The sequence below is a fragment of the Pseudomonas sp. S49 genome, assembly GCF_009866785.1.
Lineage (GTDB): Bacteria > Pseudomonadota > Gammaproteobacteria > Pseudomonadales > Pseudomonadaceae > Aquipseudomonas.
Genome location: NZ_CP019432.1, coordinates 1,740,278 through 1,753,865 on the forward strand (window position 1 = coordinate 1,740,278; position 13,588 = coordinate 1,753,865).

The following is a 13,588-nucleotide window of genomic DNA, read 5'->3' on the forward strand; positions in this document are numbered from 1 at the left end:
TCAATTCAGTAACAGATCATTGCGGATTTGGCCGAGCATTGCGTAGGACTTCGGACTATTATCAGTGCGAAGCGGCCTCAGAATTCCGGCCGCTCAGCACCACCCTGAAGGGGGCATGACGATGAAAGAGAAAATTCAAAACTGGCTGCACGACTTGGGTGTTGCCCTCGGTCTGATCGAACCGCCTCTGCAACCTGTACCGATCCGCACCGATGACGAGCAGCGCCGCCGTCAACAACGGCGCCGGTAATGCCCCCGATCCGAGATCAAAGGATTCAAGATCAAGAGATCGCAGTCTTCGGCAGCTCCTGCACGGATTAATGTAGGCGCTGCCGAAGACTGCGATCTTTTGCTTTTAATGACGGCCGATCTCCAGCAAAAACCGGCTCAAGTCATTCGCCGTGTTCGCGGTCTTGAGCATGCGGTCTTCCTCGGCGGTGAACGCCGTCAGTCCGAATTCGTCTTCCAGATGAAAGATCAAATCCTCGATGTCGGCTTTCTCCAGGCCCAGTTGCACCAGGCTGGTGTTGTCGTTGAATTCGCGGGTTTCCAGTAAACGCCGGATATATCGATGCACGGCGGCACGCACGGCAGCTCTTCTCATGGCAGATTTTTCTGATTGTTGTTGTGCTTGAGTGAAGCAGGCCTCAGGCGTGGCTGCGCAACCACTGGTCAATCATCGAGCGCAAATGCTCCCCGGAAAAACTGCCGAAGTGCCCGCCATGCACCGTGCGGATCGGCAGCGCCTGTAAACGTCTCAGGCTGGTGGCGTAATCCTCAAGATTGGAGTGGTAGGCGTCTTCGATGAGCGGCCCGTCGTAAATGATGTCGCCGCTGAACAGGGTTTGCGTCGCTGCCTCATACAGGCTGATCCCGCCCGGCGAATGCCCCGGCGTGTGCAGCACTTGCAGCGTACGATTGCCCAGATCGAGCACATCGCCGTCCTCGACAAACCCGGTCGCCGGCGCGGCTTTGACCCGGTATTCGGCGTAGCACAACGGGCAGTCCGGATGTGCTTCAAACATGTCGTCGCCGACGAAGGCGCGGCTCAAATCGTTTTCGCCATCCGGCGCCGCCAGAATGTCTGCCTCGGCGGGATGCACCAGTCGTTCGGAAAATTCATGGTGGCCGGCGATATGGTCGAAGTGGCAATGACTGGCCACTGCCACTAACGGGCGTTCAGTCAGCCACGGCAACTGCTCACGAAGGCTGACCAGCCCTGAACCGCTATCCAGCAACAAGTCTTTGTCACGGCCCTGAACGTGCCAGAGGTTGCATCGGTAAAACGGCCGAATATACGGCTCGTGAATCAGCCGAATGCCGTCACTCAGGTGTTGTACTTCGAACCATTGATCGCGAGAAACAATCTTCATCAGCACTTTCCTTCAGACGAAAAAAACGGGTGTGGCAAGTGGGCGTGTCCTCCCTTATTTCCTGCACCGCGCCGGATCTGATGTCGTGCAGGGCAAGGCGCGAGGAGCGTAGTTTGGTTTTTCCAAATAAGCTCCGAGCAACGCAGCCCTGCACGACATCAGCTCCGGCCCTCCGGGTTGTGCCTAAAAGCGAGCCAGGCTGCGTTGCAGTCCTTGGCAAGGAAACAACCCTTACCTACGGACTGCGCCTTGCCTGGCTCGCTTTTAGGCGCAACGCGGTGCAGGAAATAAGGGAGGACACGCCCGTGCCACACCCGTCGAAGAAAGCATCAAGTCGTTACATCAGAGCTTAGATCGCACTCGCCACCGTCGCCGGGCGAGGGGAGAGCAGGCTGACCACCACGAAACTCACCAGACCCACAGCCAGGCTGTAGTAGATCGGCGTGTTCGCATCCAGACCGTCCTTGAACATGAACAGCAGCGCCGTGGCAAAACCCAGGCCCATGCTGGCGATGGCGCCGGCAGTGGTCGCGCGTTTCCAGAAGATCGCACCCATCAGCGGGATCAGCATGCCGCCCACCAACAGGTTGTAAGCGAGAGTCAGCGCACTGATCACATCGTTCACCACCAGCGCGATACCCAGCACGACGATGCCGGTGAGCAGGGTGAACAGGCGGTTGATGCCCAGGCTCGACGGTTTGCCGCCACGCAGTTTCGGCAACAGGTCTTCAGTCAGGGTGGTGGCTGCGGCAAGCAGGCCGGCGCTGGCGGTGGACATCATCGCCGCCAGTGCAGCCGCGATCACCAGACCCCGTATGCCGTCCGGCAGCGACAGTTTGACGATGGCGGCGAAGGCGTTGTTGACGTTGTCCAGATCCGGGATCAGCACGTGTGCAGCCATGCCGATCAGCGCGCAAGCCAGGCCGTAGAGGATGCAGTAGATACCCGCGATGCTGCCGGCGTATTGCGCGACTTTGGCGGTCTTGACGGTGAACACCCGTTGCCAGATGTCCTGACCGATCAGGATGCCGAAGAAGTAGATCATGAAGTAGGTGATGATCGTGTCCCAGCCGATGGTGGTGAAGCTGAAGGCAGTCGCCGGCAGTTTCAGCACCAGTTCGTCCCAACCGCCGACGCGGTACAGGCAGATCGGCAGCAGGATGAACATCAGGCCCACGGTCTTGATGATGAACTGGACGATGTCAGTCAGGGTCAGCGACCACATGCCGCCGATCGCCGAATAGATCACCACCACGCCACCACCGACGAGTACCGAAACCCAGAATGGCAGGTCAAACAGCACTTGCAGGACGGTGCCGATCGCGAGGATCGAGGTCACGCCGATCATCAGCGCGTAGGCCAGCATGATTGCCGCGCTCGCCGAGCGGGCCATCGGGTTGTAGCGTTTTTCCAGCACCTGGGTAACGGTGTAGATCTTCAGTTTCAGCAGCGGTTTGGCAAGAAACAGGTTCAGCGCAACGATGCCGCAACCGAGAGCCGCGCACAGCCAGAAACCGGAAATACCATGCACGTAGCCCAGACGCACGGTGCCGACCGTGGACGCACCGCCCAGAACGGTTGCGGCCATGGTGCCCATGTACAGGCTTGGGCCGAGGTTACGACCGGCGACGAGAAAGTCCTCGTTGGTCTTGGCCTTGCGCATGCCGAAGTAGCCGAGCAAGAGCATGCCGGCGGCGTAGATGAGGACGACGAATAAATCCAAAGCCATGATGGCGTGTCTCCGATTGTCTTTTTTATGTTGAGGCTGAATTCGAATCTCACTGTGGGAGCGAGCCTGCTCGCGAAGGCGGTCTGTCAGTCACATGAATGTTGAATGTGCTGAAGTCTTCGCGAGCAGGCTCGCTCCCACAGGGGACCTGCGTCAGGCGGCCTGACGCAGTTCAGGTTTTTCTATGGCTTGGTTGCGGGCATCCTTCGGGCCGAACACTTCGCGCGGTTCCGGGAACAGGCTCAGCAGCGTCAGGTACACCACCGAGGCCAGGCCCAGGGTCACCGGCAAGCTGATGTCGATACCGCCGGCCATTTCACCCAGTGGGCCGACGAACTGCCCCGGCAAATTGACGAAGCACAGGCCAACCGCCGCGCTCGGGATCCACGCCCCCAGACCGCGCCAGTTCCAGCCGTGGCTGAACCAGTAGCGTCCGCCCTGTTCGCCACGGGTGAACACTTGCAGATCATCCGGGCAGTAGAAGCCGCGACGCACCACCAGGCCGATGATCATGATCACCATCCACGGGGTGGTGCAGGTGATGATCAGCACGGCGAAGGTCGACACGCTCTGCACCAGGTTCGCGGCAAAGCGGCCGATGAAGATGAAGGCAATCGACAAAACGCCGATCAGCAGCGTCGCTTTCACGCGTGACAGCACTCGCGGGAATACGCTGGACATGTCCAGCCCGGTGCCATACAGCGAGGTGGTGCCGGTGGACATGCCGCCAATCACCGCAATCAGGCACACCGGCAGGAAGAACCAGCTCGGCGACACTGCCAGCAAACCACCGACATAGTTGTTCGCCGCGATGTAGTCCGGCGCCTTGATCGCGACGATGGTCGCGGTGCTCAGGCCGAACAGGAACGGGATGAACGTGGCGATCTGCGACAGCACCACCGCCGCCATGATCCGTTGCTTGGAGGTGTCACGCGGGATGTAGCGCGACCAGTCGCCGAGGAACGCGCCGAAGGAAATCGGATTGCTCATCGCAACCAGCGCGGCGCCGATGAACGCGGCCCAGAAGCCCGGCTGACCGAGGCTGACGGTGCCAGCGTAATGGGCGTCGAAAGGACCGGCGAAGGCGAAGATGCCCAGCAGGAACAACAGGCTGGCGCTCCACACCGCGATCTTGTTCACCCACAGCAAAAAGCGGAAGCCGTAGATGCACACGGTCAGCACCAGGATCGCGAACAGACCGTAGGCCAGGCCCAGAGACAGGTCGGTTTCCGGCAGACCGATCAGGCGTTTTGCACCACCGATCAGCGCATCCCCCGAACTCCACACCGAGAGCGAGAAAAACGCGATAGCGGTCAACAGCGACAGGAACGAACCGACGATCCGCCCGTGCACGCCGAAGTGCGCACCGGACGACACGGCATTGTTGGTGCCGTTGAGCGGGCCGAACAGGCCCATCGGTGCGAGGATCAGCGAGCCAAGCAGTACGCCCAGCACAATCGCCCAGACACCGGCCTGAAAAGACAGACCGAACAGCACCGGGAAACTGCCGAGCACGGCGGTGGCAAAGGTATTCGAACCACCGAAGATCATCCGGAACAAGTCCGTCGGGCCTGCGCTGCGTTCGTGGTCCGGGATCTGTTCGACCCCGTGGGTTTCAATCTGCGTAAGGCTTTGGTCGTTGTTGTTGTTATTCATGATCTGCTCCGATCATAAAGGCGCGCTCATCGTGCGTGAGCGTCACCTGTTTGGCTAAGGGGATGGCAGCCCTTCCGGCATTGCGGACAAATGTTCGTGGCAGGCCAGCCAATGGCCTTGTTGTTCTAGGCTCGACGCTTGTTTCCTGAAAACAATCGTCTCGCGCTCCTGGCTGAAGTGTTGCTCCCCTTGCATGCGCAGCTCGGTGGCCACGTCATGGATGAAAATCGCCATGTCACCTTGCAGGCTGACGAAGGCGTTGCTGGAGGTGCACGCAAGCACCTCGAAGCCATCCTCGGCGCGCCAGCTGTCCCACAAGGCCTGATAGGCATCGCGCGACAGCAACGGCTGTTCGAGGGTGTAGAAAACGAAACTTGCATCGGCGCTGAACGCGCCGAAATAAGCTTCGCGATCGTTACGGGCAAAGGCAGCCACCAGTTCGGCGGCCGCTCGCAAAACCTGATCACGTTCGTTCATGACCCGACCCTCAGCGATGGACCACGCCAGGCAGTACGCAGAGCATTTCGTACAGCAGGTTGGCGGCCAGCAGCGAGGTGTTGCCGGTGGTGTCATAAGCGGGCGAGACTTCTACCAGATCGCAACCGATCAGGTCGAGACCTTGGCAGCCGCGGACGATTTCAATTGCCTGAATGGTCGTCAGACCACCGATTTCCGGAGTGCCGGTGCCAGGCGCCCAGGCCGGGTCGATGCCGTCGATGTCGAAGCTCAGGTACACCGGACCGCCGCCGACTTTCTCGCGCACTTCAGCCATCAGCGGTGCCAGCGACTTGTGCCAGCATTCTTCGGCTTGTACGACGCGGAAGCCCTGATCGCGGCTCCAGTTGAAGTCGTCAGCGGTGTAACCCTGCGCGCGCAGACCGATTTGCACGACGCGGTCGCAGTCCAGCAGACCTTCTTCGACAGCGCGACGGAAGGTCGTACCGTGGGCGATCTTCTCGCCGAACATGTGATCGTTGACGTCCGCGTGGGCATCGATGTGTACCAGACCGACCTTGCCATGCTTTTTATGAATCGCCCGCAGGATCGGCAGGGTGATGGTGTGGTCGCCACCCAGGGTCATCGGGATCACGTTGTGCTCGAGGATGTTGTCGTAGGCTTCTTCGATGATGCGCACGGCGTCGAGCAGGTTGAAGGTGTTGATTGCCACGTCACCGATGTCGGCCACCGACAGTGAGTCGAACGGCGCAGCGCCAGTGGCCATGTTGTACGGGCGGATCATCACCGATTCGGTGCGGATGTCGCGTGGCCCGAAACGGGTGCCGGGGCGCAGCGAAGTACCGATGTCCAGTGGCACGCCAACAAAGGCAGCGTCCAGGCCGGCAGCGGTCGGTACATGGGGGAGTCGGAGCATGGTGGCGATGCCGCCGAAGCGCGGCATTTCGTTGCCGCCCAGTGGTTGGTGAAGAATCTTGTCCACGGGTAAGGCCTCATCGTCTTTGTTTTATTTATGTCGGCGCGCCGTGGAGCACAGGTTCGGACGCCGCTGTGGGGCCGATGATGCGAAATGTAGTGGGGGGAAAGAATCGCTACGGGCAAAAACTTAGTTCAGATTTTTCTAAACTAATGGCGAGGCTGGGATTAGACTTTGGCGGGTTCAAGATTGTGATCGGCTGGGGATTGCTGCCCTCACCCCAGCCCTCTCCCAGAGGGAGAGGGGGCCGACCGAGTTGTTGGCGGAATCTGCATCGACCTGAAAAATCGAGTCGAGCTCAGGATTTGAAAGCCATGGAGATCAGCTCCCTCTCCCTAGGGGAGAGGGCTGGGGTGAGGGGCTTTTCCCACAGACACACAGTTGCAAAGCCCGGAGTAGACATGGCCAACGCTTTACCCGACCTGAAACTGTTACGCATCTTCGTCAGCGTCGTCCGTCATCAGGGCTTCGCCAACGCCCAGCAGGAACTCAACCTGTCGACCTCGGCGATCAGCACCTACATGAGCCAGCTCGAAGCCGCGCTCGGCCTGGTGTTGTGCCATCGCGGGCGCGGCGGGTTCAGCCTGACCAGCAAGGGTGAACTGTTCCATCAGGAAACCCTGCGCCTGCTCGCCGAGCTCGAAGGCTTCGAGCAATACGCCGCCGCGCTCAAGGGCGAACTGCGCGGCACGCTGAACCTTGGGGTGATCGACTCCACCGTCAGCGACAAGGCCTTGCCGTTCGCCGAAGCCATCGGCGCCTACAGCCAGGAACACCCGGCGGTGCATCTGCATTTGTCGGTGATGAGCCCCTACGAATTGCAACTCGGCGTGCAGGACAACCGCCTCGACCTGGCCATCGGTGCGTTCTCCACGCGCATGAGCGGTCTGGTCTACATGCCGTTGTACCGCGAGCAACACTGGCTGTATTGCAGCAGCCGGCATCCGTTGTTCAACGAGCGGCGCATTCCCGAGCAAGTCATCACCCAGCAACGCATGGTCGGGCGCGGTTACTGGAGTCAGGCGGAACTGGCGCGCCACGGCTTCAAACACAGCGCCGCTACGGTGGAAAGTATGGAGGCGCAGCTGATTCTGGTGCTGTCCGGCGCCTATATTGGTTACCTGCCGGAGCACTACGCTCAGGCCTGGGCCGACAAGGGCGACCTGCGCGTGCTGCTACCGGCGACCTTCGGTTATCAGGCACCGTTTTCGATGATCATGCGCCGGGGCCGCAGCCGCGAGCCGCTGATCCAGACCTTCCGCGATTTGCTCAAAGCTCAGCTCAATCAGGCTTAGCTTGTAGGGAAAAGAACCATGTCCAGACCTCAATGCCCGCGCTGCCTGCGCCCCCAGACCCATTGCCTGTGCCCGCTGATCCCGCGCCTCGACAGCCGCACGCGAGTGTTGCTGTTGCAGCATCCGAGCGAGGTCAATCATGCGCTTAGTACTGCGCGGTTAGCAGCGTTGGGACTGACCAATGCCGAGCTGATTGTCGGTGAAGTATTCGAAGATCTGCCGGCGCTGCTGAACCGTCCGGGCTATCGGGCGCGGTTGTTGTTTCCGGCTGATGATGCGCAACCGATGCAGGCTTACGGCGAGTCCGATGAACCACTGTTACTGGTCGTTCCGGACGGCACCTGGCGCAAGGCGCGCAAGATGCTGCACCTCAATCCTCTGTTGGCGGCGTTGCCACGGGTGACGTTGGCCGAAGGTGGCGTGTCGCGCTATCGCTTGCGCAAGGCACCGGGGCCAGGGGCGTTGTCGACGATTGAGGCAATTGTGCAGGCGTTGCAGACGCTGGAAGCGCCGAGGTCATTCGAGCCGTTGCTCAAGCCGTTCGAGGCGTTGATCGAGGGGCAGATTGCGGCGATGGGGGAGGAGACCTTCCAGCGTAATCATGGCGACAAATGATCGTTCCCACGCTCTGCGTGGGAATGCATCCAGTGACGCTCTGCGTCACAGTCGCAAAGGGACGCGGAGCGTCCCGGGCGGCATTCCTTTGCTGCGCGTGGGAACGATCATCGGCTAGCGTTCGCGCATCGCCTCGGTCCGAGCTTTGAGCACCGGTTTCAGCAAGTAATCCAGCACACTTTTCTCCCCGGTAATAATGTCCACCGTCGCCACCATCCCCGGAATAATCAGCAGCGGTTTCACATCCCCGCCCAAATGGTTTTTATCGGTGCGCACCTGAATCAGATAAAAGCTGTTGCCCTTGTCATCGGTAATCGTGTCGGCGCCGATCAACTCAAGCTTGGCGCTCAACCCGCCGTAAATCGTGTAGTCATAGGCACTGAACTTGACCATGGCTTTCTGGCCCGGATGCAGGAACGCAACGTCCTGCGGGCGCACTTTGGCCTCGATCAACAGGTTGTCTTCCAGCGGTACGATTTCAACCATGTCGCTGCCGGGCTGAACCACGCCGCCGATGGTGTTGACCTTCAATTGCTTGATCACCCCGTGTACCGGTGAGGTCACGGTGGTGCGGGTGACGCGGTCGTCGATGGCGATGCTGGTGGCAGTGATTTTCGACAGGTCGGTGCGTTTCTCATTCAGCTCTTTCGCCGCCTCGGAACGGAAGGTCTGTTCCGACTCGTCGATCTTGCTGCGGATCTCGGCAATCGCTGATTCGGCGCGGGGAATGGCCAGCGTCGTCGCGTTCAATGAACCTCGGATTTCTACCGCGCTGCGCTTGAGTCGAAGGATCTCAACAGGAGAAACCGCACCGGTTTTCACCAGCGGTTCGGACATGTTCATCTCTTGCTGCAGCAACGCCAGACTCGAGCTGAACTGACCTTGTTTGGAGCGAAACTCGGCGAGTTCCTGAGTCTTCTGCCGCAGTTGTTCGCTCAACGTTCGTTGCTCGCTTGCCAGTCGGCGCTGACGTTGTTCGTACAGCGAACGCTCGTCTTCGGCGACTTGCGGCGCCTTGGCGATGACCTCATCAGAGAGCTTGAACGGCCGGCCCTCGGCCTCCGCCGACAACCGTTCGACCTGCGCCGTCAGCGCATAACGATCCGCCTCGCTTTCGCCCTTGTTCGAACGAAATCGCGTGTCATCCAGGCGCAGCAGCGTGTCGCCCTTGTTCACCATTTGCCCTTCGCGGACGAATATCTCAGTGACGATCCCGCCCTCAAGGTTCTGGATCACCTGAATCTTGCTCGAAGGAATCGCCTTGCCTTCGCCCATGGTCACTTCTTCGAGCACGGCAAACTTGGCCCAGACCACCGCGCTGATCAGCAGCGCCGCCGCCAGCCACACGGTGATCCGCGACCAGCGCGGCGAGTCCTGCAATGAAGCGCCGGCGGTTTCCGGCATGAATTCGGCTTCGGCGCTTTTGCCGAAACTGTCGAAGTAGCCTCGATCTTTGCTATCGGAGGAAGCAGACATGGGGCAACTCCTAGACCGCCGCCGAGCCGACACGGCCCTTGCGCAGTGCATCGATGACCGCTTCTTTCGGGCCGTCGGCGACGACCCGGCCGTTGTCCAGCACCAGCAACCGGTCCACCAGGCTCAGCATCGAGGTACGGTGGGTGACCAGCAGCAGCGTCTTGCCTTGTACCCAGCCGTGCAGCTTCTGCCGCAGCAAGTCTTCGCTGCTGTTGTCCATGGCACTGGTGGGTTCGTCGAGCAGCATGATCGGTGGATCGAGCAACAGCGAGCGCGCCAGCAAAACGGCCTGACGTTGGCCGCCGGAAAGCAATTGTCCTCGCTCGCCCACCGGACGATCGAAGCCTTGCGGATGTTGGCGAGCGAGTTCGGTAACGCCGGTCAGTTCGGCGACTTCGAGCATGCGTGAATCGCTGATGTAGCGCGCGCCGAGGGTCAGGTTATCGCGCAGGCTGCCCGCCAGCAGCGGCAGATCGTGGGCGACGTAACCGATCTGCTGGCGCAGGTCGGCGACATCGAGCTGGCGCAGGTCGAGGCCGTCGAGCAACAGCTGGCCTTCTTCGGGTTCATAGAAACCCATGACCAATCGTGCCAACGTACTTTTGCCCGAACCGCTGCGGCCGATGATGCCGACCCGCTCACCGGGTTTCAGGCTGAAACTGACATTGCTCAGCGCCGGCGCATTCTGGCCGTTGTAATGGAAGGTCACGCCGTTGACGTCCAGCGCGCCTTGCAACTGCGTGCGCTCCAATGGCCGCTGTTTGCCGTCGCGTTCCTGCGGCAAGGCCATCAGCGCATCGGTGCTTTTCATGGTCAGTTGCGCTTGCTGATAGCGGGTGATCAGCCCGGCGATCTGCCCCAGCGGCGCGAGCACGCGGCTGCCGAGCATGTAACTGGCGACCAGCGCACCGACGCTGAGGTTACCGGCGATGATGCTGTAGACCCCGGCGACAATGGTCGCCATCCCCGAGAACTGTTGAATGAACAACGTGCCGTTGGTGGCCAGCGCCGACAGATTGCGCGCGTGGCTGTCGAGACGGGTGAGGGCGCCGTGGGTGCTTTCCCATTTGTGCTGGCGCTCGCTTTCGGCGCTGCAGGCCTTGAGGGTTTCCAGGCCACCGAGGGTTTCGATCAGCACCGCTTGGCGTTCAGCGCCGAGGCTCAGGCTCTTTTGCACGGTGTCACGCAGACGTACCTGAATGATCATCGCGAAGACGATGGTGATCGGAAACGCCAGCAGCGGAATGACCACCAGCCAGCCGCCGAGCAGGCCGATGACCACCAGCATCAGCACGACGAAGGGCAGGTCGATCAGGCTGGTCAGGGTTACCGCCGTGAGAAATTCACGCAGACCCTGAAAGTCATGAATGCTCTGGGCGAAACCGCCAATGGTCGCCGGCCGGGCCTTCATCGACATGCCGGTAATGCGCTCGAACAATGTGGCGGAAAGGATCACATCGGTTTTCTTGCCGGCAGTGTCGAGCAAGTGCGCACGCACCACCCGCAACACCAGTTCAAACCCGGTGCCGATCAACAACCCGATCGACAGCACCCACAAGGTCGAGGTGGCCTGATTCGGCACCACGCGGTCGTAGGTCTGCATGACGAACAGCGGCACCATCAGGCCTAACAGGTTGATCAGGAAACTGGCGAGGATCGCATCGCTGTAGAGCCATTTCGACAGTTTCAGGGTGTCGCGAAACCATGCATGTACCCGCGGCACCAGCGGTGAACGGAGGTCTTCGAGTTCGTGGCGCGGCCGAGCGAACAAGGCTTGGCCGCTGTAGTGCTCGCTGAGTTCTTCGCGGCTGATCCATTGCTCGCCGCCATCGGCTTCGCTGGGCAGGATCAGCGCTTTGCCGTCGTCGCCGAAGCGCCGTAAAACAGCAGTGCGACCGTCGTTGAGCAGCAGCAGAATCGGCAGGTTGAGCGGCGAGATGTCTTTCAGCTCGCGGCGCAGAATTCGCGCCTGCAACCCGGCCCGGGCGGCGGCGCGCGGCAGCAAGTCGAGGCTCAGGCGTTGTTTGTTCAGGGGCAGCCCGGCACTCAGGCTGGCGCGACTGACGGTGGCGCCATGCAGTTTGCAGAGGATCAACAGACCGTCGAGTAACGGATCATCGAAGCTCAGCCGCGGATCGATCCCGGTATGGCCGGGTTCCATGCTGGTCATATTGATCGCCTCTGTTGAACGGGCACGGGAATCCACACATTGATCGTTCCCACGCTCCGCGTGGGAATGCAGCCCGGGACGCTCCGCGTCCCAAAGCGGACGCAGAGCGTCCATTGAGGCATTCCCACGCATAGCGTGGGAACGATCAACAGGGGACTTATTTCAGTTCCGGCAGGCGCGCTTCGTTTTTGACCTCAGTCGCGGCGATGGCATCGGCTGGCAGCACCACCCTTTGTTTGCTCAGCAACTGGCCCATGTTCGCCAGCACGCGGTACATCGAGTACTCCTCGGTGTAGCGGATTTCGGTGTAGCGACGGTTGGCGTTGTACAGCTCGTTTTCACTGTCGAGCAAATCGAGCAAAGTCCGTTGGCCGAGGCCGAACTGATCCTGATACGCGGCGCGTACACGTTTGGTGGTTTCGGCGTATTCGCGGGCGGTCGGAGTCTGCTTCTTCGCGTTGACCATGGCATTCCAGGCCAAATGAATGTTCTCGTTCAACTGACGCAGGGCGTTGTTGCGGATGTCCATCGCCTGGTTGATCTGGTGCGCATCGGAGGCCAGTCGCGCCTTGTCGCTACCACCCCGGAACAGGTTGTAGTTCATCACCACACCCACACGCCATTCGTTGTCGTGGCCTTCATCGCCCTGCACGTTGTTGTTCGCGCCGACGGCCGCTTCAGCATCGAAGCGCGGGTAGAACGGCGACTTGGCGACTTCGTACTGGCTCTCGGCCGATTGCACGTCAGCCTGCGCCGATTTCAGATACGGGTTGTTCTCGACCATGCTCTGCTGGGCTTCCGGCAGGCTGGTCGGCAACTCGCCACGGGTCGAGGCCGGGGTTTCCAGCTCATCGGGCATGCGTCCGACCACGCTGTAGAAGTTCGATTCGGCGTCGGCCAGATCGACTTCGGCGGTGTCGAGGTTGTTTTGCGCCAAGGCCTTACGGGCTACCGATTGGTCGGAGTCAGCGGTGCTGCCGACGCCACGCTCGGTGCGCAGGCCGATCTGGTCATTGACGCGCAAGTGCGCCTGCAGGTTGTTCTTGGCCAGGGTCACCAGCTCGCGACGTTTGAGCACTTCGAGGTAGACCTCGATGGTACGCAAAGCCAGATCCTGGGCGGTGCCTTGCGCGTAATACGCGCGCGAATTGGACACGCCTTTGGTGCGCTCGACTTCGTTGGCGGTGTTGAAACCGTCGAACAGCATCTGCCGCAGGCGCAGCTCGGACTGGGTGTAATTGAGGATTTCGGTGTGGTGATTACCGAAGGCTCGGGTATTGGTGTTGTCGCTGTAGCCACGACCATACGCGGCGTTCAAATCGACGGACGGATAGAAGCCGCCCTTGGCCACTTTGACTTGTTCATCAGCCGACAGGCGGGCGTCCACGCGCGAGGCCAGTTCCGGGTGAGTGGCGATGGTGCTTTGAATAGCCTCGGTAAGGTTCATGGCCTGGGCTTGAGAAGTGCAAGCCATGGCCAGCAAAACCGCGCTGCAGAGGGGGGTTAGAACGCGCATGGGTGCATCTCCCTGAGTCCTGATGGTGTGTTACTGTCGCCAAATATTTGACGATATTTATAGGTCTAAGCGTTTCACTCTTGTAACAACAGAGCTAAGAACATCCTGAAGCGTAGCTAAGAAAAAATTTTCATAAGGCTTATGCCGAAAAAAACTTATGCGCTTTGTAAAAACCGGCACATTGTTCAGCACGAAAGCCTTTGTTTTATGCGCTTTAGGGAGCGCAAAAAGGCTTGAGGAAAGTTCCACTCACTTTGCGACATACGGCGAAGTACTGCTGAAGGGGAGGGACGCGTAGCGGCTGAGGGGTGACAGATTTTTGTCAC

Annotated in this window: 12 protein-coding genes; 3 read left to right on the forward strand and 9 right to left on the reverse strand. The window is 60.2% G+C overall.

Annotation, left to right across the window (positions count from 1 at the left end; translation table 11 throughout):
- The first annotated feature begins 121 nt into the window (after window positions 1–121).
- Window positions 122–250, forward strand: a complete 129-nt coding sequence (locus PspS49_RS29965) for a PA1414 family protein (RefSeq protein WP_007914492.1) — start codon at window positions 122–124, stop codon at window positions 248–250.
- A gap of 105 nt (window positions 251–355) precedes the next feature.
- Here the strand turns inward: PspS49_RS29965 and PspS49_RS07690 are convergent, their stop codons facing one another.
- The 6 genes from PspS49_RS07690 to speB all read right to left on the reverse strand — a co-directional run bounded on the left by PspS49_RS07690 (window position 356) and on the right by speB (window position 6,196).
- On the reverse strand, window positions 356–604 hold the full coding sequence (locus tag PspS49_RS07690; RefSeq protein WP_160038720.1) for an acyl carrier protein: 249 nt from the start codon (window positions 602–604) through the stop codon (window positions 356–358).
- A 43-nt stretch (window positions 605–647) separates the two neighbouring features.
- Entirely contained in the window at window positions 648–1,373 is a 726-nt protein-coding gene (locus tag PspS49_RS07695) for an MBL fold metallo-hydrolase (protein ID WP_160038722.1), read from the reverse strand.
- Between the two features lie 349 nt (window positions 1,374–1,722).
- Window positions 1,723–3,102 (reverse strand): sodium:solute symporter, encoded by a 1,380-nt coding sequence (locus tag PspS49_RS07700; protein ID WP_127926257.1) that lies wholly within the window; start codon window positions 3,100–3,102, stop codon window positions 1,723–1,725.
- 153 nt (window positions 3,103–3,255) lie between these two features.
- A complete protein-coding gene (locus tag PspS49_RS07705) occupies window positions 3,256–4,758 on the reverse strand; it encodes a cytosine permease (protein ID WP_160038724.1) in 1,503 nt (500 codons plus the stop codon).
- Window positions 4,759–4,812: 54 nt separating this feature from the next.
- On the reverse strand, window positions 4,813–5,235 hold the full coding sequence (locus PspS49_RS07710; RefSeq protein WP_160038726.1) for a nuclear transport factor 2 family protein: 423 nt from the start codon (window positions 5,233–5,235) through the stop codon (window positions 4,813–4,815).
- A gap of 10 nt (window positions 5,236–5,245) precedes the next feature.
- Entirely contained in the window at window positions 5,246–6,196 is a 951-nt protein-coding gene (gene speB, locus PspS49_RS07715) for an agmatinase (protein ID WP_003222717.1), read from the reverse strand.
- Between the two features lie 395 nt (window positions 6,197–6,591).
- On the opposite strand from speB, the gene PspS49_RS07720 reads away from it, so the two are divergent.
- Window positions 6,592–7,485 (forward strand): LysR family transcriptional regulator, encoded by an 894-nt coding sequence (locus tag PspS49_RS07720; RefSeq protein ID WP_007956593.1) that lies wholly within the window; start codon window positions 6,592–6,594, stop codon window positions 7,483–7,485.
- A gap of 18 nt (window positions 7,486–7,503) precedes the next feature.
- On the forward strand, window positions 7,504–8,100 hold the full coding sequence (locus tag PspS49_RS07725) for a DTW domain-containing protein (protein ID WP_160038728.1): 597 nt from the start codon (window positions 7,504–7,506) through the stop codon (window positions 8,098–8,100).
- Between the two features lie 114 nt (window positions 8,101–8,214).
- Here PspS49_RS07725 and PspS49_RS07730 read toward each other — a convergent pair whose 3' ends face one another.
- From PspS49_RS07730 to PspS49_RS07740, 3 genes are all read right to left on the reverse strand, one after another.
- A complete protein-coding gene (locus PspS49_RS07730; protein WP_150773789.1) occupies window positions 8,215–9,576 on the reverse strand; it encodes an HlyD family type I secretion periplasmic adaptor subunit in 1,362 nt (453 codons plus the stop codon).
- 10 nt (window positions 9,577–9,586) lie between these two features.
- Entirely contained in the window at window positions 9,587–11,746 is a 2,160-nt protein-coding gene (locus PspS49_RS07735; protein WP_160038730.1) for a type I secretion system permease/ATPase, read from the reverse strand.
- Window positions 11,747–11,903: 157 nt separating this feature from the next.
- Window positions 11,904–13,262: a TolC family outer membrane protein gene (locus PspS49_RS07740; RefSeq protein ID WP_064388304.1), complete on the reverse strand. Its 1,359-nt coding sequence runs from the start codon at window positions 13,260–13,262 to the stop codon at window positions 11,904–11,906.
- Window positions 13,263–13,588: the final 326 nt, after the last annotated feature.

Coding starts and splice junctions, on each gene's coding strand:
- PspS49_RS07695 (WP_160038722.1), bottom strand. CDS start 1,373: ATGAAGATTGTTTCTCGCGATCAATGGTTCGAAGTACAACACCTGAGT.
- PspS49_RS07705 (WP_160038724.1), bottom strand. CDS start 4,758: ATGAATAACAACAACAACGACCAAAGCCTTACGCAGATTGAAACCCAC.
- PspS49_RS07710 (WP_160038726.1), bottom strand. CDS start 5,235: ATGAACGAACGTGATCAGGTTTTGCGAGCGGCCGCCGAACTGGTGGCT.
- PspS49_RS07725 (WP_160038728.1), top strand. CDS start 7,504: ATGTCCAGACCTCAATGCCCGCGCTGCCTGCGCCCCCAGACCCATTGC.
- PspS49_RS07735 (WP_160038730.1), bottom strand. CDS start 11,746: ATGACCAGCATGGAACCCGGCCATACCGGGATCGATCCGCGGCTGAGC.
- PspS49_RS07700 (WP_127926257.1), bottom strand. CDS start 3,102: ATGGCTTTGGATTTATTCGTCGTCCTCATCTACGCCGCCGGCATGCTC.
- PspS49_RS07720 (WP_007956593.1), top strand. CDS start 6,592: ATGGCCAACGCTTTACCCGACCTGAAACTGTTACGCATCTTCGTCAGC.
- PspS49_RS07690 (WP_160038720.1), bottom strand. CDS start 604: ATGAGAAGAGCTGCCGTGCGTGCCGCCGTGCATCGATATATCCGGCGT.
- PspS49_RS07730 (WP_150773789.1), bottom strand. CDS start 9,576: ATGTCTGCTTCCTCCGATAGCAAAGATCGAGGCTACTTCGACAGTTTC.
- PspS49_RS07740 (WP_064388304.1), bottom strand. CDS start 13,262: ATGCGCGTTCTAACCCCCCTCTGCAGCGCGGTTTTGCTGGCCATGGCT.
- PspS49_RS29965 (WP_007914492.1), top strand. CDS start 122: ATGAAAGAGAAAATTCAAAACTGGCTGCACGACTTGGGTGTTGCCCTC.